The 24393-nt window shown below is 60.8% G+C and carries 20 protein-coding genes; 9 read left to right on the top strand and 11 right to left on the bottom strand.

Annotation, left to right across the window (positions count from 1 at the left end; genetic code table 11):
• Positions 1–98: 98 nt before the first annotated feature.
• Entirely contained in the window at positions 99–1388 is a 1290-nt protein-coding gene (gene urtA / locus KFF05_03595) for an urea ABC transporter substrate-binding protein (protein UTW52472.1), read from the bottom strand.
• A gap of 422 nt (positions 1389–1810) precedes the next feature.
• Here urtA and aepX point away from each other — a divergent pair, with 422 nt between their 5' ends.
• Together aepX and aepY are read left to right on the top strand one after the other, a co-directional pair.
• The gene (aepX, locus tag KFF05_03590) at positions 1811–3487 is read left to right on the top strand and encodes a phosphoenolpyruvate mutase (protein ID UTW52471.1); all 1677 of its coding nucleotides are present in this window, start codon (positions 1811–1813) and stop codon (positions 3485–3487) included.
• A 186-nt stretch (positions 3488–3673) separates the two neighbouring features.
• Positions 3674–4846 (top strand): phosphonopyruvate decarboxylase, encoded by a 1173-nt coding sequence (gene aepY, locus KFF05_03585; protein UTW52470.1) that lies wholly within the window; start codon positions 3674–3676, stop codon positions 4844–4846.
• A 1-nt stretch (position 4847) separates the two neighbouring features.
• On the opposite strand, the gene KFF05_03580 is transcribed toward aepY, so the two are convergent.
• Positions 4848–6362 (bottom strand): BCCT family transporter, encoded by a 1515-nt coding sequence (locus KFF05_03580; GenBank protein ID UTW53564.1) that lies wholly within the window; start codon positions 6360–6362, stop codon positions 4848–4850.
• A gap of 254 nt (positions 6363–6616) precedes the next feature.
• Between KFF05_03580 and KFF05_03575 the strand changes: the two genes are divergently transcribed.
• The 3 genes from KFF05_03575 to KFF05_03565 all read left to right on the top strand — a co-directional run bounded on the left by KFF05_03575 (position 6617) and on the right by KFF05_03565 (position 11325).
• A complete protein-coding gene (locus tag KFF05_03575) occupies positions 6617–7639 on the top strand; it encodes a class I SAM-dependent methyltransferase (GenBank protein UTW52469.1) in 1023 nt (340 codons plus the stop codon).
• 149 nt (positions 7640–7788) lie between these two features.
• Positions 7789–8766, top strand: a complete 978-nt coding sequence (locus KFF05_03570) for an ATP-binding protein (GenBank protein ID UTW52468.1) — start codon at positions 7789–7791, stop codon at positions 8764–8766.
• 15 nt (positions 8767–8781) lie between these two features.
• Positions 8782–11325: a S8 family peptidase gene (locus KFF05_03565; GenBank protein UTW52467.1), complete on the top strand. Its 2544-nt coding sequence runs from the start codon at positions 8782–8784 to the stop codon at positions 11323–11325.
• 26 nt (positions 11326–11351) lie between these two features.
• On the opposite strand, the gene KFF05_03560 is transcribed toward KFF05_03565, so the two are convergent.
• Positions 11352–12194: a TauD/TfdA family dioxygenase gene (locus tag KFF05_03560; GenBank protein ID UTW52466.1), complete on the bottom strand. Its 843-nt coding sequence runs from the start codon at positions 12192–12194 to the stop codon at positions 11352–11354.
• A 127-nt stretch (positions 12195–12321) separates the two neighbouring features.
• Between KFF05_03560 and KFF05_03555 the strand changes: the two genes are divergently transcribed.
• Positions 12322–13815, top strand: a complete 1494-nt coding sequence (locus tag KFF05_03555; GenBank protein ID UTW52465.1) for a M81 family metallopeptidase — start codon at positions 12322–12324, stop codon at positions 13813–13815.
• 4 nt (positions 13816–13819) lie between these two features.
• On the opposite strand, the gene KFF05_03550 is transcribed toward KFF05_03555, so the two are convergent.
• The 5 genes from KFF05_03550 to KFF05_03530 form a co-directional block, all read right to left on the bottom strand.
• Positions 13820–14656, bottom strand: coding sequence for an SUMF1/EgtB/PvdO family nonheme iron enzyme (locus KFF05_03550; protein ID UTW52464.1), 837 nt, complete (start codon positions 14654–14656; stop codon positions 13820–13822).
• A 23-nt stretch (positions 14657–14679) separates the two neighbouring features.
• A complete protein-coding gene (locus KFF05_03545) occupies positions 14680–15393 on the bottom strand; it encodes a c-type cytochrome (GenBank protein UTW52463.1) in 714 nt (237 codons plus the stop codon).
• 58 nt (positions 15394–15451) lie between these two features.
• Positions 15452–16624: a nitrite reductase, copper-containing gene (nirK, locus tag KFF05_03540; protein UTW52462.1), complete on the bottom strand. Its 1173-nt coding sequence runs from the start codon at positions 16622–16624 to the stop codon at positions 15452–15454.
• 212 nt (positions 16625–16836) lie between these two features.
• Positions 16837–17520, bottom strand: a complete 684-nt coding sequence (locus KFF05_03535; protein UTW52461.1) for a haloacid dehalogenase type II — start codon at positions 17518–17520, stop codon at positions 16837–16839.
• Positions 17521–17577: 57 nt separating this feature from the next.
• On the bottom strand, positions 17578–18186 hold the full coding sequence (locus KFF05_03530) for a TetR/AcrR family transcriptional regulator (GenBank protein ID UTW52460.1): 609 nt from the start codon (positions 18184–18186) through the stop codon (positions 17578–17580).
• Between the two features lie 193 nt (positions 18187–18379).
• On the opposite strand from KFF05_03530, the gene KFF05_03525 reads away from it, so the two are divergent.
• Entirely contained in the window at positions 18380–18934 is a 555-nt protein-coding gene (locus KFF05_03525; GenBank protein UTW52459.1) for a carboxymuconolactone decarboxylase family protein, read from the top strand.
• A 93-nt stretch (positions 18935–19027) separates the two neighbouring features.
• Here KFF05_03525 and KFF05_03520 read toward each other — a convergent pair whose 3' ends face one another.
• Positions 19028–21463 (bottom strand): hypothetical protein, encoded by a 2436-nt coding sequence (locus KFF05_03520; protein ID UTW52458.1) that lies wholly within the window; start codon positions 21461–21463, stop codon positions 19028–19030.
• A gap of 354 nt (positions 21464–21817) precedes the next feature.
• Here KFF05_03520 and KFF05_03515 point away from each other — a divergent pair, with 354 nt between their 5' ends.
• Positions 21818–22924, top strand: coding sequence for an isocitrate/isopropylmalate dehydrogenase family protein (locus KFF05_03515; GenBank protein ID UTW52457.1), 1107 nt, complete (start codon positions 21818–21820; stop codon positions 22922–22924).
• 6 nt (positions 22925–22930) lie between these two features.
• Here KFF05_03515 and KFF05_03510 read toward each other — a convergent pair whose 3' ends face one another.
• Positions 22931–23635 carry a Crp/Fnr family transcriptional regulator gene (locus KFF05_03510; GenBank protein UTW52456.1) on the bottom strand — a complete coding sequence of 235 codons (705 nt, stop codon included), beginning with the start codon at positions 23633–23635 and terminating at the stop codon, positions 22931–22933.
• A gap of 167 nt (positions 23636–23802) precedes the next feature.
• Here KFF05_03510 and KFF05_03505 point away from each other — a divergent pair, with 167 nt between their 5' ends.
• Positions 23803–24009 (top strand): hypothetical protein, encoded by a 207-nt coding sequence (locus KFF05_03505; protein ID UTW52455.1) that lies wholly within the window; start codon positions 23803–23805, stop codon positions 24007–24009.
• A gap of 13 nt (positions 24010–24022) precedes the next feature.
• Here KFF05_03505 and KFF05_03500 read toward each other — a convergent pair whose 3' ends face one another.
• Positions 24023–24367 carry a RidA family protein gene (locus KFF05_03500; GenBank protein ID UTW52454.1) on the bottom strand — a complete coding sequence of 115 codons (345 nt, stop codon included), beginning with the start codon at positions 24365–24367 and terminating at the stop codon, positions 24023–24025.
• Between the last annotated feature and the right edge of the window lie 26 nt (positions 24368–24393).

Below are 24393 nucleotides of genomic sequence, written 5' to 3'. Positions count from 1 at the left end.
GTGGTGGTTGCGGAAATTATTGGTGGCGTGGGGGGCGGGGCGTTTGCCCCGCCCACCCGTGTGGTCTGTATCCGTCACGGCTGTGACCGGGCCCTAACTCAGGACCCCTTGCCGCTGCACTTGCCGGTCTTGACGTTGAAGTTGCCGCAGGACATCGGCTTGCGCCAATCGGAGATCAGGTCCTTGGAACCCGGCAGGAAGTCGGACCAGGCGTCGCCCGGCACCAGGCCCGGCGTCGAGGACACGGTTTCGAACTGGCCGTTGGCCTGAATCTCGCCGATCAGCACCGGCTTGGTGATGTGGTGGTTCGGCATCATGGCCGACACGCCGCCCGTCAGGTTCGGCACGGTGACGCCGACGATGCTGTCGATCACTTCGTCCGACTTGGTCGTACCGGCGATCTCGACCGCCTTCACCCACATGTTGAAGCCGATGTAATGGGCTTCCATGGGGTCGTTGGTCACGCGCTTGTCGTTCTTGATGAAGGTCTTCCACTTCTTGATGAACGCAGCGTTTTCCGGCGTGTTGGCGGACATGAAGTAGTTCCAGGCCGCCAGATGACCGACCAGCGGGGCGGTATCCAGACCGGCCAGTTCCTCTTCGCCGACGGAGAATGCGACGACCGGAATGTCTTCGGCCTTGATGCCCTGGTTGGCCAGTTCCTTGTAGAACGGCACGTTGGCGTCACCGTTGATGGTCGACACCACGGCGGTCTTCTTGCCGGCGGAACCGAACTTCTTGATGTCGGCGACGATCGTCTGCCAATCGGAATGACCGAACGGCGTGTAGTTGATCATGATGTCTTCGGCGGGCACGCCCTTGTCCTTGAGATAGGTCTCAAGAATCTTGTTGGTGGTGCGCGGATAGACATAGTCGGTCCCGGCCAGGACCCAGCGCTTCACGCCTTCCTGCTTGGCCAGGTAATCGACGGCGGGGATCGCCTGCTGGTTCGGCGCGGCGCCCGTGTAGAATACGTTCTTCTGGCTTTCCTCGCCTTCGTACTGGACCGGATAGAACAGCACCGAATTCAGTTCCTCGAACACCGGCAAAACGGACTTGCGCGACACGGAGGTCCAGCAGCCGAACACCACGTCGACCTTCTTGACCTCGATCAGCTCGCGCGCCTTTTCGGCGAACAGCGGCCAGTTGGACGCAGGGTCCACGACGACGGCTTCGAGCTTCTTGCCCAGCAGGCCGCCTTTCTTGTTCTGCTCCTCGATCAGCATCAGCATGACGTCCTTCAGCGTGGTTTCGCTGATCGCCATGGTGCCAGACAGAGAATGAAGGATACCGACCTTGATGGTGTCGGCGGCCTGCGCGACGGTGCTCGTCATCGCGGCCGCGGCCAGGGCGATGCCCGCCACTGCCGCCCGGAAATACGTTTTCATTATATGGCCTCCAAATAAGGAATTGTTGCTGCGTTGCGGCAAGGTAATGGCAAGCGCCGTGCCAATTCGCACAAGGCCTCTGAAGATAAAATTATTTATTATATATCAATGGATTAGATAACATCTCCTTGCCTTGGGCGTCCTCAAGAAGGCGCATATATTGTTTATTAATTATGCAATAAAGCAATTTTGCACAATTAATAACCATACAAGTGCGTGCCGCCAAACGGCCCACCCCACCCTTTGCACATGCCCGAAACCGGATCGCCTTCACAAACTGTTGAGTGACAAATTCGTGGCGGCCGGGTTATAACCCGGCCTCAGTATCGACTCTATCAATACCTGCCATAGATTTGCCCAATTATCGGGTCGTACTCCACGCCATTCCAAATGCCATTGCCCTATCTGCCATCGGAGACATCATGATCACGTCCAACCGCGACGCCCGCACCACCCATTCCGAACCCCTGACCAAGGCCGGCAAGCTGCGCCAGATGCTGACCTCTCCCGATCTGGAATTCATCATGGAGGCCCATAACGGCCTGTCGGCGAAGATCGTCGAGGAAGCCGGGTTCAAGGGCATCTGGGCGTCCGGCCTGTCCATGTCGGCGGCGCTGGGCGTGCGCGACAACAACGAGGCCTCCTGGACCCAGGTCCTGGAAGTTCTGGAATTCATGTCCGACGCCACGTCGATCCCGATCCTGGTCGATGGCGACACGGGCTGGGGCAACTTCAACAACATGCGCCGCGCGGTGACCAAGTTCTGCCAGCGCGGCATCGCCGGCATCTGTATCGAGGACAAGCTGTTCCCGAAAACCAATTCCTTCATCGGCGAGGGCCAGCCGCTGGCCGACATGGCCGAGTTCGCGGGCAAGATCAAGGCGGGCAAGGACAGCCAGACCGACCCTGACTTCTCCATCGTCGCACGGCTGGAGGCCTTCATCGCCGGGCGCGGGCTGAACGAGGCGCTCGACCGTGCCCATGCCTATGCCGAAGCCGGGGCCGATGCCGTGCTGTGCCACTCCAAGCTGGCGACGGCGGACGAAATCATGGAATTCATGCGCCAATGGGACAACCGCGTGCCGGTCGTGATCGTGCCGACCAAGTACTACGCGACACCAACCGATGAGTTCCGCAAGGCCGGCGTGTCGCTGGCCATCTGGGCCAACCACAACCTGCGCGCCGCGATCACCGCCATGCGCGATACCACGGCCCGTATCCTACGCGAGGAAAGCCTTGCCGGGATCGAGCCGCATATCACGACCGTGTCGGAAATTTTCCAACTGCAGGGCAACGACGAACTGCGCCAGGCTGAAGGCCGCTATCTGCCGGCCAAGAAGGCGCCGGGGGCCGTGATCCTGGCGGCCTCCCGCGGCAAGGCCCTGGGTGCGCTGACCGCCGACCGGCCGAAATGCATGATCGACGTGCGCGGCCGGCCGCTGCTGGCCCGCATGACCGATGCCTTGAAACAGTCGGGTGTGCGCGACATCACGGTGGTGCGCGGCTACGCCAAGCAGATGATCAACCTGCCGGGCATCCGGACGGTGGACAACGACTTCTACGAAAAAACCGGCGAGGTCGGCAGCCTGGCCTGCGCCAAGGACGCGATCCAGGGAGACTGCGTCATCGCCTATGGTGACATCCTGTTCCGCCATCACCTTGTCGACAAGCTGATGGAAACGACGGGCGACATCGTCGTCGTCATCGACGGCCAATGGCGGGTGCGCAGCGAAGAACACCAGGGCGACGATGCCGAAGCGGTCTGGGTGCGCGATTTCGCCGAATGCTCCCTGCCCTTCGCCGCCGACTTCATGGACGAAGACGCGCCCGTAACCTTGACCGCCATGGGCCCGGACATCGCCGAGGACCGCATCGCGGGCGAATGGGTCGGCCTGGCCCGCGTCACGGAAAAGGGAGCAGAAACCCTGCGCGCGGAAATCGACGCCATGCTGGCCGAGGGCCAGACCAAGGCGGGCCTGCCCGCGCTGTTTTCCCGCCTGGTCGCCAAGGGGCACGAAATTTCCGTCGCCTACGTGGCCGGACAATGGATGGACATCGACCAGGCTGCCGATCTCAACCAGGCGAAATTGTTCCTCTAAACAATCAAGGACAACCATCCATCCCCCCTCTCCCCCGGTCCGGGGGAGAGGGCCGGGGTGAGGGGGCGCCCTAGTCAAAATCCCCCTCACCCACTGCGGCTAAAGCCCTTCCGGGCTTGAGCCTCGTTGCCCTCTCCCTTAAGGGAGAGGGAACTGGTTTCAGACTTTTGACCCCGGAGCCCCGCCATGATCGACGCCGACGACTTCCTGACCCCGCTGCGCGCGCGGGGCTTCGATTTCTTCACAGGCGTGCCCTGCCCGTTCCTCACCCCCCTGATCAACAAGTTGGTCGGTGGGACGGCGGGGGGCGGCAACGTGCGGCTCGACTACGTGCCGGCCGCCAGCGAGGGCGAGGCCGTGGCCATTGCCTCCGGCGCTTGGCTGGCCGGGCGCGGCACGGTGGTGATGTTCCAGAACTCAGGGCTGGGCAACGCGGTCAATCCGCTGACGTCGCTCAACCATCCGTTCCGCATCCCGTCGCTTGTGGTGACCACCTGGCGAGGGGCACCGGGATTGAAGGACGAACCCCAGCACGAAGTCATGGGCGAGATCACGCCGGACCTGCTGGATGTCATCCGCATCCCCCATCTGCCCTTCCCGACGGAGGCAGGAAGCGTCGAGCCCGCCCTGAAAGTGGCCCAGAGCTACATGGACGCCGAAAACCTGCCCTTCGCCTTCATCATGGAAAAGGGCAGCGTGGCGGACGACGGCCTGGACGCCACGCCCCTGCCCGCCCCCGACATGGGCCCGGTTACGGATCTGTTCACCGGCGGCGACCTGCCGGGGCGCATGCGGTCCATGGAGGCCGTTCTGGAGGTCCTGCCGGACGACGCCGGCATCATCGCCACCACGGGTAAATGCGGACGCGAACTGTTCACCATCGAAGATCGCAAGCAGCACCTGTACCAAGTCGGCTCCATGGGCGGGGCCGCCGGTATGGGCCTGGGCGCGGCGCTCAACGTCACCTCGCCCATCGTCGTGTTCGACGGCGACGGAGCTGCCCTGATGAAGCTGGGGTCGATGGCGACCATCGGGTCGATGGCGCCCACGAACCTGATCCATATGGTGTTCGACAACGGCACCTACGATTCCACGGGTGGTCAGCCGACCACGGCCCCCGCCGTGCGCTTCGCCCGTGTCGCCCAGGCCTGCGGTTATGCCGCCGGCTGGGAAGCCGACAGCCTGGACGGCTTTAAGCAGGCGGTCACAGCAGCCCTCAAGACCCCCGGCCCGCATCTGATCCATGTGAAGATCGCACCCGGGTCCATGAAGGAACTGGGCCGCCCGACCGTGACCCCGCCTGAGGTCGCGCGCCGGTTCCGCGATTTCCTCGCCCCCTATCGCAAGACGGCGGACTAATTCAACCCGCCGCCGCCGCCCGTTCGCCCGCCAACTCATGGCGGAGACCAAGATAGAGGCTCAGGCACATCGCCAGCAGGATCACCGTGAACGGCAGCCCGACACAGATCGCCGCCGCCTGCAGCGCGCCCAGGGCATCCACCCCGCCGCCGAACAGCAGAACCGCCGCGACGACGCCTTCGATCACGGCCCAGAAAATGCGCTGAACCACGGGAACGTCGAGCTTGCCGCCGGCGGTGATGCTGTCGATCACCAATGAGCCCGAATCCGACGAGGTGACGAAGAACACCAGCACCAGACAGATGGCGACAAAGGACGTAACCGATGCCAGCGGCAGGTTATCGAGCATCTGGAACATGGCCAGCGACACGTCTTCAAGGCCGTCGGCCAGTTCTCCCATGTCAGCTTCGACCTGATACAGGGCGGATCCGCCGAACACGGCCATCCACACCAGCGTCACCAGGGTCGGCACCAGCAGCACGGCGATGATGAACTGACGCACCGTGCGGCCGCGCGACACCCGGGCGATGAACATGCCGACAAAGGGCGACCAGGAAATCCACCAGGCCCAATAGAACACGGTCCAGCCGTGAAAGAATTTTTCGTCCTCGCGCCCGATCCAATTGCTGAGCGGCACGATGGTGGTGACGTAGCTGACCCCCGTATCAACGACATTGCCCACGATGGTGCCCGTGGGCCCGACCACGAATACGAAGGCCAGCAGCAAGGCCGCCATGGCCATGTTGATCTGCGACAGAACCTTCACCCCGCCGTCGAGGCCGCGCACCACGGACAACACGGCCACGGCGGTAACACCGAAGATGATGGCGATTTGGACATTGATGGTGTTCGGGATGTCGAACAGAAAGTGCAGCCCGCTCGCCGCCTGCTGTGCCCCGAAGCCAAGCGACGTTGCCAAACCGAACAGGGTCGCCAGCACGGCGACGGTATCGATCACATGGCCGAACCAGCCCCAGGTTCGGTCCTGGATCAGCGGATAGAAGCCGGAGCGGATCGTCAGTGGCAGGCCCTTGTTATAGGTAAAGAACGCCAGCGACAGGCCGACCACCGCATAGATTGCCCAGGGGTGCAGCCCCCAATGGAACATGGTCGCACTCAGCGCCGCATCGGCGCCGCCAGGCGTGCGTGGCTCCACCCCCAAGGGCGTGCCGAACCAATTGGTGTAATAGGCCGTGGGTTCCGCCACGGACCAGAACATCAGGCCGATCCCCATGCCCGCGGCAAACAGCATGGCGAACCAGGACATCAAGGAAAATTCCGGCGTCGCGTCCGGCCCGCCCAGGCGAATTTTCCCAACCGGCAGCACAATCAGCGCCAGACAGAACAGGACGAACACATTGGCCCCGGCCATGAACAGCCAGTCGAAATAATTAATGATCCAGGCCTTGGCGCCGTCGAATAGAATTTTCGCAGGCTCCGGTGCGATTAAGGTACCAATAACAAATAAAAATACTAAAATAGTTGAAACCCAAAAAACGGGATGATGAATATCCATGCCGAATTTTTGAATATTATCCTGCCCTGTTTCGTATTTTGTTTCGTAAATATCTTCCAATTATACTTCCTTCAAAAATAAAATAATTACCCCCCCAACCTGCGCAGACTAACGAATTCACCCCTCCTTCGTGAACCCCCAGCCGAAAGTTTATGTTTTGCGGGCAAACCAGGGCCCTTTTTGGACATTGCGGAAACGCGTGTTAGGTTGGCCCGGAACGATCAACGCAAAATCAGGACTGGAGACGGCACCCCATGGATGGACGCCTAGTGGAAACGGCTGAGGACGTATCGCAACTTGCCTTCGGCTTCATGGCGTCGAAGGCGCTGTTCGCGGCCCTCCATGTGGATGTGTTCACGGTGCTGGCCGACGGGCCGAAAACCTCGGCCGAGATTTCCAAGAAAACCGGCATTCCCACCAACCGCATCACCACCTTGATGACGGCCTTGACCAGCGTCGGCCTGGTCGACCGCTCCGACGACGAGATCTATACCAACTCGCCGGGGGCGGCGGCGTTTCTGTCGCGCGGGGCCAAGTACGATTTCGGCGACTATCTGCGCTATCAGATCGACCGCCAGATGTATCCGTTCCTGCAGCAGTTGAACGAGGTCATGGACGGCTCCCTCGATCCGGACGCGGTCGACAGTTATCAGCATTGGATGGCCGACCCGAAACAGGCGGCGATTTATTCCGAAGCCCAGCACGCGGGCTCCCTCGGCCCGGGCAAGACACTCGCCCGACTGGTCGACCTCAAGGGCGCCAAGTCATTGTTGGACATCGCCGGCGGCACGGGGGCCATGACCATCCGCCTGCTCGAAGCCAATCCGGAGATGACCGCCACCATCATCGATTTCCCCAACGTGTCCGAACTGGGCTGGCGCTTCATTACCGAGGCCGGGATGGTCGACCGGGTGCGCTACATCCCCGGCAACGCCCTGCAGATCGCCTGGCCGACGGAGCAGGACGCGATCCTCATGTCCTATCTGTTTTCCGGCATTCCGGGCGGCGAGCTGCCGCGCATGGTGTCCGACGCCTTCGACAGCCTGGCCCCCGGCGGCCGCTTCATGGTCCATGATTTCATGGTCGACGACGACCGCCAGGGCCCGCCCATGGCGGCCCTGTGGCAGCTTCAGCACATGGCCTTCACGCCCGATGCCCGCTCGGTCACCCCGGGCTGGCTGACCGCCCGCATGGCAGAGGTCGGCTTCACCGACATCCAGGAACACGAAATGGTCCCGGGCCTGACCCGGCTGATCGTCGGCACCAAGCCGGGGTAATCACCGGGGGCGGCGTTTATGCTAATGACACTGAGGGGACATTGCCTTAGCTGAATGGTAGGTAAGTAGACTTTGCAGCACTCAAGCCCCATAGATATAAGATACGTATGACTCGCGAGAGTCTCTCCGGGGGAGGGAGGGTTGGAATCATGACGGCCTCAAAACATCTCCTAGCGCTATTGCGGAGCCATATCGATGGCGACAATGAGCAGTTCTTGTCTGTGGCTATGCAGGTCGCGGCCCATGAGGCTCGTCAGGGGCATGGCAATCTTGCCCAACAGCTCCGAGACTTAGTCGATGAGGCGCGCTCACTTAAGCAAAGCCGGGCACGCAGACCAGTGCCGCTTGCCCAGCCGAAGGGTGATCTCGCTTCACTCATCTCAGCCAGCTATTCAGATACACGTCTCGCCAGCATGGTGCTGCCAACAGCGCTAGAAGGTCGTCTGAAGCGTATCATCACGGAGCAGCGACAGCATCATCGGCTTGTCGAGCACGGCCTTCACCCGAGAAGGAAGATACTTCTCATTGGCCCGCCCGGCTCAGGAAAGACCATGACGGCTGCCGCACTGGCAGGTGAACTGACGCTGCCCCTTTTCACAGTCGTGTTCGACTCCCTGATTACCCGGTTCATGGGTGAAACTGCCGCCAAGTTGAGGCTTGTCTTTGACGCAATGCTCCAGACACGGGGGGTATATTTCTTCGACGAGTTTGATGCGATCGGAGCCCGCAGGGCTGAACGCAACGATGTTGGAGAAATCCGACGGGTGTTGAACTCATTCCTTCAGTTTCTAGAGAATGATGACAGCGAAAGTCTGATTATCGCCGCAACTAACCATCCAGAGTTACTTGATCCGGCTTTGTTCCGCCGGTTTGATGACGTGATCCATTACGATCTACCTAATCCCTCTATTGCCGAAGGCATTTTGAAAACAAGGTTGTCTGGTTTTGATACTAGGGGGATGCGTTGGAAAGATGCAGTCAAAGAAACCTCTGGATTAAGCCAGGCAGAGATTTCACGGGCAGCTGACGAAGCGGCAAAGCGGGCAATCCTCGCCGACCGCACCCGAATTACGCGTGCCGACTTATTGGAAACGATAGCCGAGCGTAAAGGCCCCACTGACTGTTAAGCGGAAGCGCTGCGAATGGCTGAAGACGAACGGCGTAGTTTGCCACATATATATCTTCCCGCCAACGGCGAGCGGGAGGACTTCACGTCTCCCCAAAGTGGCGGTGGTAGCGGCGCCGTTCCTCAGCGGAATCGTGAACAACACGCCCGGCAACTGGAAGAAATGCTCACGGCGGCTGTGGAAGCTGCAGAGCAACGGATCGCCAATCGTGACCCCGATATTAGTGGCGGCACACCCGGCTTCTATCTTGAATTTGAACTTCCGCAATCTCAGCAGTCGGTATTGGACAAACTTGAGAACAAGCAAGGACGGGAACACATCGAGTTGGTGGCCGCACATCCGTCCGTCGAAGACCCAACCATTGTCAAAGCAACCGTCTTCGTTCCCGAGTCAAAGCGTGAGCATTATTTACGCAAGGTTCGCGCCTATGGCGAAGAGGACAGCGTTCAATATCAAAAGGATGAAGAAGGAAATTTTATTCTGGATGAAACCGGAAATCGTATCGAAAAATCTCGGCGACCCAAGAACGACGCGCTGGTTGCTTCGTTGGAAACAGCAAAGATTGCCGAAGCTGAATCACTTTTTACAGATGATCTTGGAATGTTCCCGGCACCGGGCCAGGAAATTTGGTGGGAAGTATGGCTACGGCATGATGGCCGACCTATCTTCGAACATGCTGCGCATCAGCTTAATGTGGCTACGAAAGAGCATTCTGTTACTTTCCCCGAGCGCGAGGTAATTCTAGCGCGTGCTACACCTGAGACGGTTGGTCTCATCATCGCCAATACCGATGCGATAGCTGAGTTGCGAATCGCACGGGACACCCCTTCCTTCTTCATGGAAATGGACGGCGCGCAGCAGATTGAATGGTCGCAAGAACTAGCTGACCGGATCATTGCGCCCAGCAATAATGCTCCGGCTGTTTGTGTACTTGATAGTGGTAGCACACGTCGGCACCCGCTGATTGCACCTGCCCTGGCGGAAGAGGATCAGCAGGCATGGCATATCGATTGGCATGGAGAAGACGTTGGCGTCCAGTGGCGCGGCCACGGCACGCAGCTGAGTGGCACGGCACTCTACGGCGACCTGACCGACATGCTGCTTGGGAACGATCCCGTTGAGTTGCGACACAGGCTTGAGTCCGTGAAAATTCTACCTGATCGCGGTGCCAACGATCCCGACCTTTATGGATATATCACGGCTGCCGCCATGGGACGTGCGGAAATCGAAGCGCCGGAACGAGCGCGTGCCTACTGCCTTGCTGTTACCTGTGAAGGGGATCATTGGCGCGGTCGTCCTTCTTCTTGGTCAGCGAAGCTCGATGATCTCGCATACGGGGATGGCGAGGATGAGCGCCTAATTGTCGTCTCGGCGGGTAACATACTTACTTACTATCCGTCGGCAGAATATCTCCAACAGAACGATACCGCTCCCATAGAGAGCCCAGCGCAATCATGGAATGCGCTTACTGTCGGCGCTGTCACAGAAAAAATTACTATCACCCACCCTGATTTTGCGGGATGGCAGGCAATGGCACCTGCGGGAGACCTTTCTCCATCCAGCCGGACATCGGTAAACTGGGAGTACGATTGGCCGATTAAGCCCGATATCGTTTTTGAAGGCGGTAATTACGGCGTTGATCCAGCGACCGGCAACGGTGACCATGTTGGCGACCTGGCACTTCTAACGACATTCAATCGGCCCGAAGAGCGGGCATTCACCGCAACTGGAGATACCAGTGCTGCAACTGCGCAGGTAGCCCGGCTGGCAGCACAGATTCTTTCCGAGCGGCCGGATTTATGGCCTGAAACCGTCCGTGCATTGATTGTCCATTCTGCTGAATGGACGCCGGCGATGCTTGGGCATTTGCCCGCAAACCCGAAACAGACCGATCAGCGTCTTGTTTTACGTCGGTATGGGTATGGTGTGCCAAGCTATTATAGAGCGCTGCGCAGCTTTAACAGTGACGTGACACTGGTCGTAGAATCTGATTTGCAGCCTTACCAGCTTGAAGGTTCGCGGACACGCAGCCGCGATATGATGCTCCACGATTTACCTTGGCCTACAGACACACTGAACGCGTGGGGCGAAACGCCGGTGGAGATGCGCATTACGCTGAGCTATTTCGTGGAACCTAACCCTGGCGAACGCGGTTGGACGAAACGGCATCGCTATAGTGGGCATGGCCTGCGTTTCTCAGTCAAACGCCCGGAAGAGAGCGTCGCTCGATTCCGGCGGAGGGTTAATGCTGCTGCGCGGGAAGAAGATGAGCGCATCGCCGGGGCTGGCAACGATGAAGGCTGGGTACTTGGACCACGGCTTCGTGATAGAGGGTCTATTCATTCTGACGTTTGGCGTGGGACGGCAGTTGATCTCGCTAATCGCCACGCGATAGGCATTTTCCCCGTCGGGGGATGGTGGCGTGAAAAACCACAGTTGGAACGTGCTGATCGTCGAGTGCGATACGCTCTGATCGTGAGCCTTCGAGCCAGCGAGGAGATTGATCTCTATACGGAGATTGCTAACGCTGTTGGTATTGAGATTGATGTCGAGACATGATCGGCAACGTTTAGAGATTAAATTGCCTACCCCTTCGGCGCGTCGCCGGCGAAGGTGATGCGGTGGAGGACGCGTTTGTGGCCGTGGTAGTCGTTGATCGGGTTGTGCAGAGCGCAGCGGTTGTCCCACAGCGCGATCGAGCCCGGCTCCCAGCGGAAGCGGCAGGTGAATTCGGGCTGTGTCTGGTGTTCGAACAGGTAGTTCAGCAGGGGCGCGCTTTCCGCCTCGGTCCAGCCCTTGAAATTGGTCGTATGGGCGAGGCTGACATAAAGTGCCTTGCGCCCGGTTTCCGGATGGACGCAGATGATCGGATGTTCGGCGATCTTGGGCTTGGAGACGTCTTCCTTCGGCGCGTCGGCGACCCGCGCGGCGCGGGTGTCCGAAACCCGCTTCTTGTCGGAGCGGAACACCCCGGTCAGCGGCGCCAGTAAGTCCTTCATCCCATCCGACAGCGTCTCATAGGCCATGTACATGCTGGCGAACATGGTGTCGCCGCCATAGGGCGGCAGTTCCAGCGCATAGAGCATGGTCGCCATGGGCGGGCGCGGCTGATAGGTCGTGTCCGTGTGCCACAGACCGCCGAAATTCACCTTTTCATGGGGCAACTTGATGATCGGCGTGATGACCGGGAAGTCGGGCAGACCCTGAACGAAGGGGTATTCCACGGGCTCGCCGAACCGTATGGCGGCGGCGAGCTGCTGCGCCGGGGTGAGGGTTTGCCCGCGAAAAAAGACCACGAGGTGGTCGAGCCAGGCGCGGCGAATTTCCGCCACCACGTCGTCGGCCAGGTCCTGGGAAAAATCAACGCCGTGGATTTCGGCGCCCAGGGCGCCGGCGATGGGGCGAACGTCAATATGTTGGTATGTCATCTGGATGGTTCCGTTTCTTAAGAGGTCTTTGACCGAAGGCTAGCGCGGAGTTCGGCCACGCGTCATTGAAAATCCGCCGGGCCGAACTAAGCTAGCCATCCCATCGACCCCACCGGAGGACCACCCCATGCGCGTCGTCATTGCCATGATGAAGCACGAAACCAACACCTTTTCGCCGGTGCCGACGCCGATCGAACGCTTCGCCCGCTCCACCCCCATGCCCTATGAAGGCGACGCGGCCTATAAGGCCTTCAAGGGGACCGGCAGCGGCACGGGCGGCTTCATTGACCTGGCGGAAGAAGCCGGGGCCGAGATCGTCATCCCCATTGCCGCCAACGCCTGGCCGTCCGGCCCCGTGGCCGACGATGCCTTCGACTATATGGCCGACCGGATCCTGAGCGCCGTGAAGGCGGGATGTGACGCCCTGTTCCTCGACCTGCACGGCGCCATGGTCACCGACAGCCGGGAAGACGGCGAGGGCAGCCTGATCAAGCAAATCCGCGCCATCGCCCCCGACCTGCCCATCGCCGCGGCGCTGGACATGCACACCAATCTTTATCCCGAACTGGCGGAAAACGTGACCAGCCTTGCGGGCTATCAGACCTATCCCCATACGGACCTTTATGAGACCGCGCAGCGCGCCGGGCGGCCCGTCTACGCCCTGCTACGGGGGGAGGCTCAGCCGACGGTCGCCTGGGGCAACCGGCCCATGCTGCCGCATGTCATGCGCCAGGGCTCGGACAATTTCCCCAACAAGGACCTGCAGGAAATGACCCGGCGCATCGAAAAGGAAGGGGCCTTGGCCGCGACCCTGTTCACGGGCTTTCCCCATGCGGATATCCATAACGCCGGGGTTTCCGCCGTGGTGGTCACGGACGGGGATAAGGCCCTGGCCGAAAAGTTTCGGGACGAACTGTTGGATTTCGCCTGGAACGAGCGCAAGGCCTTCGTCTACGAAATCGAACCCCTGGAAAGTTCCATCGCCCGCGCCAAGGAAATCAAAAAGGGCGAGGGCCCCGTGGTCCTGCTGGACCATTACGACAACGCGTCCTCCGGCGGCACGCAGGACACCATGACCGTACTGGGCGCGATTTTGGAGGCCGGGCTGGACGATGTCGCGGCCTTCGCGATCTGTGATCCGGCCGCCGTGCAGAAAATGACCCAGGCTGGCATCGGGGCCGAGGTCACCCTGGACCTCGGCGGCAAGGTCGACATGCCGGCCATCGGCGAGACGGGCAAGCCGCTGACCGTGACCGGGCGGGTCAAGGTGCTGACCGACGGCATCTACAAGAACAAGGGCCCGGCGTCGCGCGGCGTGACCATGGACATGGGCCCCTCGGGCGTGCTCGACACGGGCCGCGTGCAGATCTGCGTGATCTCGCGCCAGCAGGAACCCAACGACACGGCCTGCTTTACGTCGCTCGGCATCGATCCCGAGGAAAAGACCTTCCTGATGCTGAAAAGCCGCATCCATTACCGCGCCGGGTTCGGGCGCCTGGCGAAACAGGTCATCGAATGCGCGGGCTCGGGGGTCTGCGGTTCCGACTATTCCAAGCTGAATTTCAAGAACGTGCGGCGGCCGATCTATCCGCTGGACAACCTCAACGACCCGACGCCCTAGGGCATCAGAACAACGCCTTGCCCGTGCCTGTGTCTTTGACGACGCGGAAGCCGATATGGTCGACCGGGCTGCCGGTGCCGCAGCCGCCCGAATACACCTTGTCGACGAAGAACGGCACATGGGCCCGCTCGTCGCCCTGGACCACGCGGTTGGCGCATAGGTCCGGATCGCTGAGTTGGTCGATCGTCCACGGCCGGCGGTTTTCCGCGTCCGAGGAAAACCAGCAGGTCAGGGTCCATTCCCAGACGGACCCCGTCATATCGGCGATCGACCAGGGGTTTTCCCCGTTGCCGCCGACCGCGCGGGTCGGCCGGAAGGTGGTGAACGTGGCCGTGCGGATCATCTGCCGCTGGGTTATCAGATCTTCGATGGTGTCCTTGGACACGTCCTTCCCGGCGAAGGCGGCATAGGCCCATTCTTCTTCGGTCGGCAGGCGATAGGTTTCCCCGGTGATGACCGACAACCAGCGCGTGAACAACACGGCATCGAGCCAGGAAACCCGCGTCACCGGATGGCTGCCGGTCTGATAGGGACGCCGTTTGGCTTCGCGTGGGCAGCCGCCCTCGGCATGGCACAGGTTCCACTGATCGATGGTGATCTCGTGCCGGCTGATCTCGAACGGGCGGCGGATCGTCACCGGTTTGGAATGGTACTTCCGGCCGAAGGAATTGGGGACCAGGATCGTCAGGTTGTAGCGGCCCGGAACGACCTTGGTCATCTCCAATCCGGCCAGGGTCAGGGTCCGCTTGGGCGCCTTCGGGCCGACGGCGGGCCAGGCGACGATCAACGCGACCGCGGCGATCCCGGCCAGGAGGACAGCGAAGAGCGTTCGGTTGCGCATGCCGCCCTCTTGACCCTTCTCCCCTATTTCAGGGTTTTCAGATAGGCGAGAATGTCGGCCTTTTCCTGAGCGCTTTTGAGACCGGGGAACCGTGCCGTGGTCCCGGGCAGGAACCGCCCGGGGTTGGACAGGAATTCCAGAAGGTTCTTATCGTTCCACGTCAGCCCGGAATTCTTCATCGCGGTCGAATAGTCGTACCCCGGGATGGCGGCGGCGGGCTTGCCGTAGATGTCGAACAGGGTCGGGCCGAACACCACCCGGCCGCCTTTCTCGAAGGAATGACAGACGATGCAGTGCTTTTTCGCCGCGACCAAGCCGTCCTCGGCGTTGCCGGCCGTTTCCTTGGGCGCAGATGCGTCCGTCAGGGTCTTGAAATAGGCGAGAAGCTCCGCCCGCTGGGCCGGTTTCTTGATCCCGGCAAAGCTCATCTTGGTGCCCTTGATCGTCTTCTTCGGATTGTCGATGAACGCCATGAAGTTGGCTTCGTCCCAAACGATGCCCGAGTCCAACAGCGCCTTGGAATACTTGTAATCCTTGACGTGACCGGCCGGCTTGCCCAGCACGCCGAACAGGTTGGGGCCAAGCCGGTTTTTACCGCCCTTGTTCAGGGTATGGCAGGCCGTACATTTCTTGGCGATCTTCTTGCCGTTTTCGACATCATCCGCCGCCGAGGCGCCCGATGCCGCCAAACCGATGGCCAAGGCCATCCAGATGGAAAACGCATGTGCAATCTTCACGACACTCTCCTGATCCTGCGCCCCCGATTAAGGTGGGGTTAGGGGTGTGGTTCACGCGCTATGATTTGATCTGACTGGGTTTGCGGACCTGCTTCATCAGGTCGTCGTTCCATTCGCCATCGACCTCGAAATGCGCCGACGCGCCTTTGAGAACGGCCTCGATCAAATTGTGGTTCACATAGGCATAGATGCCCGGCTGCCGGAACGTATAGATCGCACAACCGGCGGCGCCCCCGGCGATGAACCAGGTTTCCAGGCCCGTCTGGGGCGGGTCCGTGAACGATCCCGTGGACCAGACATAATCCCCATGGCCGCCGATCAGGTGCGGCCGGGTGTCCCGGTTGGCCTGGGAATGAACCATCAATACCGTTTCGCCGACGCTGGCCTTGAGAGTGCCTTCGCCGAGCAGGGCGCCGACGGCGCCGTTGAACACGACGTGGCTGGGGGTCAAGGTCGCCATGACCCGCAATGAATCGGCGTAATCTTCGCCGGCCGTTTCGTATTTTATGTATTCGTCGTGCTCATCCTTGGCCAGGTAGTAGTCCTGTTCGCCGATGTAGTAGGCACGGTCATAGCGGATGGGCGTGCCGTCAGCGGCCTTGAGGCCGTCGCGCGGCAGAACCATGATCGCGCCGTTCATGCCGTGGCAAACGTGGTAGGGGATCATCGCCCCGCCCGGCGCGCAGTGGTAGACGAACACCCCGGGCTTCGTCGCCCGGAACCGTAGCACGGCTTCTTCGCCGGGCGACACATGGGTCAACCCGCCACCGCCGAGCGCCCCCGTCGAGGCATGGAAATCAATGTTGTGTTCCATGGCGCTGGTCTCGGGATTGACCAGGGTCAGCTCCACATAGTCGTCCTGATGGACGACGATCATCGGGCCGGGAACGGATCCGTTGAAGGTCAACGCCCAGATCTCAGCCCCTTCGTCGTCCAGCACCATCTTCTTTTCTTCAATGTCCAGCCGAACCTCGACAACCTTCGGGCCGCCGGTCGCCACCTGTTCGTGCTTGGGCAGAAACGGTGGTGCGACCATTTCCTGTTTTACCCGCGGCAGGGCAGCAATTTGTTTCTCCGACAAGGGGGCGGATGCCTGGGGGGGTTTAGGCGCCGCCGCATGGGCGGGATTGCCGGCCATTTCCATGGCCAACAGCCCACCGCCGACAGCCGCAGTGCCTGAGAGAAAGTTTCTTCGGGAGACGGTGGACCGAATTCCAGGGGTCTTTTCCATTTTCAACTCCGACGTTGGAATTTACTTGTTCATCGACCGCGACATGGAATTTTCTGCGTCGCAACCTGACGGTAGGACACCGCAACAGGCCCCGCCTTGATTTGGGTCAATAACGCGATGACACAAACGCCTGGAAATCAGGGGAACAGGAAAATCAACGGGCCGGCCGATCGGATAGTGTGGACGCGGCCTTTCGCAAAGGCGCCCGGTGCCTAGCCATCCGCCTTGTCGGCACGGATAATCTGCTCCACGACATCGTTCATGTCCGTCCCGAAGACCTCGGGCCGCCGATACAGCGGATGATAGGGCGCGCCGCAACGGTCGATATAGGCCGCCTGCATGCCGGCGGACATGGCGCCGTGGGTATCCCAGTCATGGGTCGCGACAAGGCGCAGGTCCTGTATCGGCCCTCCAAGGTGATCCGCCACGTAACGGTAGACCTTGGGATCGGGCTTGAAGCTGCCCGTTTTCTCGACGGAGACGACATCGTCGAAACTCTCGTTCAAACCGGCGTTGGTAATCTGGCTGCTCACCAGGTCGAGGGAGGAATTGGAGAACGCGACGGTCCGGTAGCCGGCGGCGCGCAGACGCGCCAATGCCGGCTTGATGTCGGGATGTGGATTCAGGCCGGCGAAGCCCTTGAGAATGTCCGTGCGCCGGTCCTCGGAAAGCACGACCCCGCGGCGCGCGGCGACGGCATCCAGGGTGATCGCCGCAAGACGGGCAAAGCCCGTTTCCACACCGGTCAGGGCACAGACGGTCGACGTCTGCAGCAGCATCGCGAACCAGGTGGAAATGACGCCGGCATCCTGAAAGACCGCCTCGAACCCCGGTTTCAGCGACGACAGGTCGAGAACCGTTTCATTGATGTCGAACAATACCGTGTCCCGGGACATGGCTTTCTCCTTTATTTTACAGTGTCACACACCGCGCCCCGCGTCGGACGCCACAGGTCAGGCGGCGGACCGCGACGGGTTCAGATTGTCCAGCTCCACCGCCATCTCTTCGGCGAGGGATACTAGATCGGCCGGGGCCGCACCGCGGTGCATCTCGATCTTGATCGCCGTAATCCAGGTTTGATAGCGGTGGGCCAGACGTGCGCAATCTGCATCCACCGGAAGTTCGCCCATGGCCTTGGCGCGCTCGAACATCCGGGTGAACTCCTCCCTGATCTGGTCAAGATAGCGCCCGGCATGTGCTGCGATCGCCGTTTCCTCGGGCGTCGCATCAAGAACCGTTTTGACCAACATGCAGGCGCGGTGGCGCGGGTCGCTGGCCGGGTATCGACCGAGCTTCCGCAGATATTCGGACAGGGCCGTGAGCGGGGACTCGGCCTGGTCGATCTCGTTGCGGAATTCCTCTGACATTCGCGCGAAGTATCGGTCCAAAGCCAGGCAGAACAGCGCTTCCTTGCTTGAAAAAGCCGCATAGATGCTGCCGGGCTTCATCTGCAACGCCGCCTCCAGATCCTTGAGCGAGGTGGCGTGATAACCCTTTGTCCAGAACAGCGTCTCAGCTGCGGCCAGGGCGGTCTCACGATCATAGGGGCGGGCGCGTTTCATGACGTTCAAGATAATCGATGTTTCAAGTTTGCCGGCGTGATCGGCCGTAACGGCCGATCACGTTTGAGTGATTGCTCAAGTTGCTCATTGAGCAATCACTCAATAGCATATATATAGCAATCACTCAAATGAGTTCCGTCTTATCGCACCCGCTTGTTGGTGCCCACCCAAACCAGATAACAGGAGCCCCCCAATGGCCACGTTCGACCTGCATGACGAAACCACTGCTCCCGAGGAAAGCAAGCCGCTACTCGCCAAATCCCGGAAATCCTTCGGGATGGTGCCGGGCCTGCACGCCGTGATGGCCGAAGCTCCCGGTCTGCTTGAAGCCTATCAGGTGACCCACAACCTGTTTCAGGCCTCCAGTTTCAACAACGACGAACTGACCGTCGTCTGGCAGGCGATCAACGTGGAACACGAGTGCCATTATTGTGTGCCCGCCCATACCGGCATCGCCAAAAAGATGGGCGTCGCCGACGACATCACGGACGCCCTGCGTAACAACACGCCGCTGCCCGATCCGCGCCTGGAAGCCTTGCGCACGTTTACCCTCAGCGTCGTCCGCAACCGCGGTGTCGTTGACGACGACGCGATGCAGACATTTCTTGATGCCGGGTTCACCAAACGCCAAATCCTCGAGGTCGTCCTGGGCGTCGCGCAAAAGGTGATGTCCAACTACACCAACCACCTGGCCGACACGCCCATTGATGACGCATTCAAGACATTCGAATGGCATAAGGCCGCCTGATACCTTGGACACCCGGGGCGGCGGCTTTCCCGCCGTCCCGACCGTCCTGTTCCGACGGCACGCCCCGGCTGACCGCTTTTGTCCGCACGGCCTTTATGCGCGCAGCTTCTTTTCCCATTCCAGCTTAGGCAGGATCACCGAAACGGTTGTTCCCTGGCCCACGGTGCTCTCGATTTCGATCCGGCCGCCGTGTTTTTCGATCAACGTCTTACAGATCGCCAGCCCAAGTCCCCATCCCTCGACCGCCTTGTAGGGATCAAGGTCGCCCCGCGCGAAGGGTTCCGTAATGCCGGGAAGGTGCCCTTGGGCGATGCCGCAGCCGGTATCCACCATCTTTATAATGACTGCGTCCACAACTTCGTACGCAGCGGCGTCAATCTTACCGCCGGACGGGGTGAATTTCAGGGCATTCGACAGAAGGTTCAGGATGACCTGCCGGATCGCCTGGCGGTCGGCATTGATCTCCACGGACCCCGCATCCGCGTCGACCGACAGAGATATGTCCTTTCGCGCCGCGTCCGCCGAGAAGATGTGGATGCATTCGTTAAGAGCCTCCAGGGCATTGAACGTTTCCCGGTCCAGGCCGCGCCCCCCCGATTCAATGGCCGAGATATCGAGAATGCTGTTGATCAGGGACAGCAGATGTTCGCCACTGAATCGGATATCCTTGGCATATTCCCTGAACTTGCTCGCGGAGGACTCGCCAAAATCCTGAAAGGCGATGAGTTCGGAGAAGCCGATGATCGCATTCAAGGGTGTGCGCAATTCATGGCTCATGGCGGCCAGGAACTGAGATTTGGCAAGATTGGCCTTTTCTGCGTCTTCCCGCGCCGTTCTCAATGCTTGCTCGAACAATTTCCGTTCCGTGATGTCCTGAAACGACCCCCGCAGCAGGATTGGAACGCCGTCTTCTGAAACCGCCTCACCGACGATACGAACGTTCTTGGCCGTCCCCTTGCCGGTCAGGATCGACAATTCCAGATCCCACGGGGTACCACTCCGGCGTCCGGCGGCAACCGCAGCCGCCAGCATGGGGCGATGTTCCGGGACAAAAAACTCGATCGCTTCTGCGAACGTCGGGTTGTAGTCCATCGGCGCTTCAAGAATGCGGTATGTTCCCTGGCTCCAGGTCAATTGTCGGGTTCTCAGGTCCAATTGCCAGCCGCCGGTCCTGCTCAACCGTTCCACATCCTCAAGAAGTCGGCTTTGCCGAGCCCGGAACTGTTCGCTGTGGCGCAGCTTCTGGTCCCGGTCCACCAACTGCCGGTTCTTCGCGGACATGATCGACAGATAGGTGAGCAGGCTGAGCACGAGCGCGACCGTCAGGCCGACAATGATCACCACAATGATGCTGCGGTATTTCTCGACCCAGTTCCGGCGCGGATTGATCAGGCGCGCCTGCAGTGCAATCTCCCGCGGTAGTGCCAGGCCCAACGCGTCCAACACCTGGTCATTGAACAGATACTCGTTCGGGCTGTCCTTTACCGGGGCGAGTTCGCGCATCGGCACGCCCTCCAGATGGGCCGCCATCAACCCCGCTGCCATCCGTCCCTGAGCAATGCCGCTGGTCACATAGCCGCCGAGGACGCCGTCGAACAGATAGGCGTCCTCCATGCTGATCACGATCCTGCGGCCGGCATTGACGATCCCCCCGACAATCTGCGCCAGCGTGGCGACATCGCCGGTCTGATTCCGGATCGCCCCCAAGGTCGTCAGGATGACCGGCTGGTCGGGCACCTTTCGCAGACTGTCCAGGATATCCTCAAGCCGCTCGCTCACCAAGAACGTCACCGCAGGCCTGGCGGCCCCATGCAGTTCCCTTTTCAGTTCGACTTCGATGGCCTGGTAGGTTGCCGACCCGTCGCCGATGATCACAACCTGTTCCGCATCGCCCTGAAGCTGGTGCAGCAGATCAAGGTTCGGGCGGATTTCCTTCTTTTCGAAAACCCCGGTGACGCTCCCCGCATCCAACCGTTCCAAATGAGAGAAATCATTGACCCCGGAAAAGAACACGGGCGCATCGGGAAACACATGGCGCAGGTGGCGCAATGCGAAATTCAGTCCGCTGTCATCGGTCACATAGATCGCATCCGGGTCATAGTTGCCGTACTTGATTTTCAGATGTTCGGCAAAGGCATCGGCGTATACCGTACTCAGCGCCCGGCGCTTGGTATCCAGGTATTCCGTCTTGATCTCGACCGGGGCATCCAATCCCGTGGTCAGGGCGGCGACGAACCCCTCGTGCTGGCGCGCGGTCCAAGGGTATTGCTGGCTGTAGGAATGGACAGCCAGAACGCGAAACGCCCTGACGTCCTGTCCGAGGTCGCCTACCGCCGGGCTTGGCATCCAAACACAGATTAACCACAAGACGATCGCGGCAAAATGCCGGGTCAAACGGGTCAACCTCGCAGAAGCAAGAAAGCCTAGTTCATTCAATGAGACAAACCTTGGTCCGAATGGGCGGGAACCGTGGGATACAAACATCTTCTGTGGGATGGAAACCGATGTTTCGGCGTTCTGATGAGGCACGGTTATCGACCGTGGTTTCCAAGACATCACCGGCGGCACCTCTCTCCCCTCATTCCGGCGATGACTCCACGCCGTGTATTCCTGTAGGCACCTGCGAACACATTGTTACAGTTTCACGACTCAATCAATTCCCCCTAAAGTCATAGACAATTCCTGGAAGCCGTCAGTGCGAAGCCCTTGCGGATACCCGGTCGCCTGCCCTCGGAAACACCGCCACGCCCCCCGATTTCAGTGACGACAAGTCGCGAACCGCACCGGTGCTGTGGGTCGATCATGTCCCTGGCAGGGCGATAGGCGGTTGCGCGGCGCATGGCTTTGCGATACGGCCAAGGAAAGACGGAAGGAAACACCATTATGAATGAAACCACCTGCACCATCGCCGTGATCCGCGGCGACGGCATCGGCGTCGACGTGACCGACGCGACACTTGCCGTAATCGACGCGGCCAAGGCGCGCACGGGCGGTTTCCGCCTTGCCTGCAATGACCTTCAGGCCGGGGCCGGGTATTTCAAGGAAACGGGCCAGGATATCGCACCCGGGCACGAAGACGCCGCGGCCGAGGCCGATGCGATCCTGTTGGGTGCGATTGGATTACCGGCGGTGCGCCATGCGGACGGTACGGAAATCTCGCCCCATCTGCGCCTGCGCGAACGCTTCCAGCTGTACGCAGGCGTACGCCCGGTCAAGGCCTATCCCAACGCGCCGCAGCGCCTGGCCGACCCGCGCGCAGCGGGGATCGACCTGATCATCCTCAGGGAATCGACGGAAGGCCTGTTCTATTCCGCCGCCGCCAACAAGCGCGAGACCGTGGCCAACGACAGCGAGGTCCAGGACATTCTGCGCATCACGCGCCATACCTCGGAAAAGCTGTTCGATTTCGCCTTCCGCCTGGCCGAAAAACGCAAATCAAAAGGCGGCAAGGGCATGGTGACCTGCGTCGACAAGGCCAATGTGTTCCGATCCATGGCCTTCTTCCGCAAAATTTTCGACGAACGTAAGGGCGCCTTTCCCGGCGTCGAAACCTCCTACAACTATGTCGATGCCCAGGCCCTGGATCTGATCCGCCGGCCCTGGGATTTCGACGTTCTGGTCATGGAAAACATGTTCGGCGACATCCTGTCGGACCTTGCCGGCGGGCTGGTCGGCGGCATGGGCATGGCGTCCTGCGCCGAGGTCGGCGATGAACACGCCCTGTTCCAACCGGCCCACGGCTCGGCGCCCGACATCATGGGCCAGGACAAGGCCAATCCCCTGGCGGCGATCCTGTCCGGGGCCTTGATGCTGGATTACCTCGCCGACCGCATGGGCGGCCACGACGGGCTGGCCGACGCGGCCACGGTGATCGAAGATGCCGTGCAGAAAGGGTTCGAGCAGAACCGCCTGCGCCCCATGGAATTCGGCGGCGATATGGGCACCCAGGCCGTGACCCGCGAGGTCATGGCGTCGATTTCCGGGGATTAAGCCGCGTCAGGCCGCGAGCGAACCGAAACTTTCGTCAGCCAGACGGCGGGCGTCGGGAATGTCCACATGGCGGCCCTTGAAGTGGGCCAGGCCTTCGTTCTCGATGGCGCGGATCACCCGCGACATGGTTTCCGAGCGTACGCCGATCAGGGATGCGATGTCCTGACGCGACACGGGAAGTTCCAGACGGACCCGCGTTCCTTCATCGGAATCGGCCTCGCCGCCGAACGCCACCAGAAGGCGCAGGAAGCGCACCCGGCAGGATGCCGTGACCGTTTCCATGACCTTGTTCTCGGCCTCGGCCATATCGCGCGCAAGGTGGCGGAAAAAGGCCATGACCAGGGCCGGGCTGTCGGCTGCCATGCGGTGCACCGTGGCCGCCGGCACGTGGCAGATGCGGCCTTCTTTCAAGACTTCGGCGCTGACGCCGTGGGGCGTGCCGGTCAATAGCGACCGATAACCGAAGGTCTCGCCCGGGCGGACCAGGCGCAGCAGCACCGATTCCCCATCCGCATCGACCTTGCGGATGCCGACCAAGCCCGAGGATACGCAATAAACGCCCGTCGCCTCGTCGCCTTCGTGGTAGATGGCTTCGCCGGCCAGAAAGCTGCGTGACCGGCGGGCATCATCCATCTGGGCGACGTTCGCCCCTTCCAGGACCGACCATTCGGCGGCCTGACGGTGTGCGCAGTTGGAACACGACTTATCCATGATACTTCCCCAAGGTTCGACACCGAAATCGGCGCCTCAATGGGGGAAGTGTCGCTCATATTCTGTTTCTTGGAATTGATCTGAATCAACACCCCGACCGGCACAACCGGATAGGGTGATCGAGTCCACCCGCCAGCCGGGGCGTCTATTCTGGGGGAACTGGAAACATGCCCGACAGGGCCCGTACCGCAAACTTCGACGAAACCGTGCGCCGGTTCATCCTGCGTTATGGTGAGGCCGCCCTGACGGAAGCCAACCGCCGCGCCCACGAACTGGAATCCGAAGGCGACAGCGACGGCGCGGAAACCTGGCGTCAGGTTGCCGCCGCCATCGCCGCACAAAGCGCCTCCCGCGCAGGCAGGCAGTTGCATTAATTGAAATGAGCGGTCAGCGGGCTGCCGTCACCATGATCTCGACCTCGGTGCCCATTTCAAGCTGCACCCCGATGCAGGCCCGGGCCGGCCGCTTGAGGTCGCCCAGCCATTCCTTCCACACCTCGTTCATCGCCGGTTTGCGGCGCAGGTCGTCCAGATAGATCACTGCGGACAGCAACTTCGACTTGTCCGTGCCGTAATGGGCCAGGCATTTGTCGATCTTGGCCAGCACGTCGCGGGTCTGCCCGGCGACGTCCTTGGACGTGTCGCCGCCCGTCAGGCCGCACAGATAGACGGTCGTGTCCGTCGCCGTGCCCTGGCTGAGAATTTCGCCCGAGTTCAGATATTCGATGGTCATGTGGGATGTCTCCTCCGATGGATTGT

Source organism: bacterium SCSIO 12827 (assembly GCA_024397995.1).
GTDB lineage: Bacteria > Pseudomonadota > Alphaproteobacteria > Rhodospirillales > Casp-alpha2 > UBA1479.
Note: the sequence above shows the minus strand (reverse complement) of the source record. Positions and strands in the feature narration are given on the sequence as shown.

What these genes read in the sequence shown, in the direction of transcription:
- KFF05_03525 (UTW52459.1), top strand. Translation starts at nt 18,380, where the DNA reads ATGGCCACGTTCGACCTGCATGACGAAACCACTGCTCCCGAGGAAAGC.
- KFF05_03505 (UTW52455.1), top strand. Translation starts at nt 23,803, where the DNA reads ATGCCCGACAGGGCCCGTACCGCAAACTTCGACGAAACCGTGCGCCGG.
- KFF05_03500 (UTW52454.1), bottom strand. Translation starts at nt 24,367, where the DNA reads ATGACCATCGAATATCTGAACTCGGGCGAAATTCTCAGCCAGGGCACG.
- aepX (UTW52471.1), top strand. Translation starts at nt 1,811, where the DNA reads ATGATCACGTCCAACCGCGACGCCCGCACCACCCATTCCGAACCCCTG.
- KFF05_03530 (UTW52460.1), bottom strand. Translation starts at nt 18,186, where the DNA reads ATGAAACGCGCCCGCCCCTATGATCGTGAGACCGCCCTGGCCGCAGCT.
- nirK (UTW52462.1), bottom strand. Translation starts at nt 16,624, where the DNA reads ATGGAAAAGACCCCTGGAATTCGGTCCACCGTCTCCCGAAGAAACTTT.
- KFF05_03555 (UTW52465.1), top strand. Translation starts at nt 12,322, where the DNA reads ATGCGCGTCGTCATTGCCATGATGAAGCACGAAACCAACACCTTTTCG.
- urtA (UTW52472.1), bottom strand. Translation starts at nt 1,388, where the DNA reads ATGAAAACGTATTTCCGGGCGGCAGTGGCGGGCATCGCCCTGGCCGCG.
- aepY (UTW52470.1), top strand. Translation starts at nt 3,674, where the DNA reads ATGATCGACGCCGACGACTTCCTGACCCCGCTGCGCGCGCGGGGCTTC.
- KFF05_03515 (UTW52457.1), top strand. Translation starts at nt 21,818, where the DNA reads ATGAATGAAACCACCTGCACCATCGCCGTGATCCGCGGCGACGGCATC.
- KFF05_03535 (UTW52461.1), bottom strand. Translation starts at nt 17,520, where the DNA reads ATGTCCCGGGACACGGTATTGTTCGACATCAATGAAACGGTTCTCGAC.
- KFF05_03510 (UTW52456.1), bottom strand. Translation starts at nt 23,635, where the DNA reads ATGGATAAGTCGTGTTCCAACTGCGCACACCGTCAGGCCGCCGAATGG.
- KFF05_03570 (UTW52468.1), top strand. Translation starts at nt 7,789, where the DNA reads ATGACGGCCTCAAAACATCTCCTAGCGCTATTGCGGAGCCATATCGAT.
- KFF05_03575 (UTW52469.1), top strand. Translation starts at nt 6,617, where the DNA reads ATGGATGGACGCCTAGTGGAAACGGCTGAGGACGTATCGCAACTTGCC.
- KFF05_03560 (UTW52466.1), bottom strand. Translation starts at nt 12,194, where the DNA reads ATGACATACCAACATATTGACGTTCGCCCCATCGCCGGCGCCCTGGGC.
- KFF05_03550 (UTW52464.1), bottom strand. Translation starts at nt 14,656, where the DNA reads ATGCGCAACCGAACGCTCTTCGCTGTCCTCCTGGCCGGGATCGCCGCG.
- KFF05_03565 (UTW52467.1), top strand. Translation starts at nt 8,782, where the DNA reads ATGGCTGAAGACGAACGGCGTAGTTTGCCACATATATATCTTCCCGCC.
- KFF05_03580 (UTW53564.1), bottom strand. Translation starts at nt 6,362, where the DNA reads ATGGATATTCATCATCCCGTTTTTTGGGTTTCAACTATTTTAGTATTT.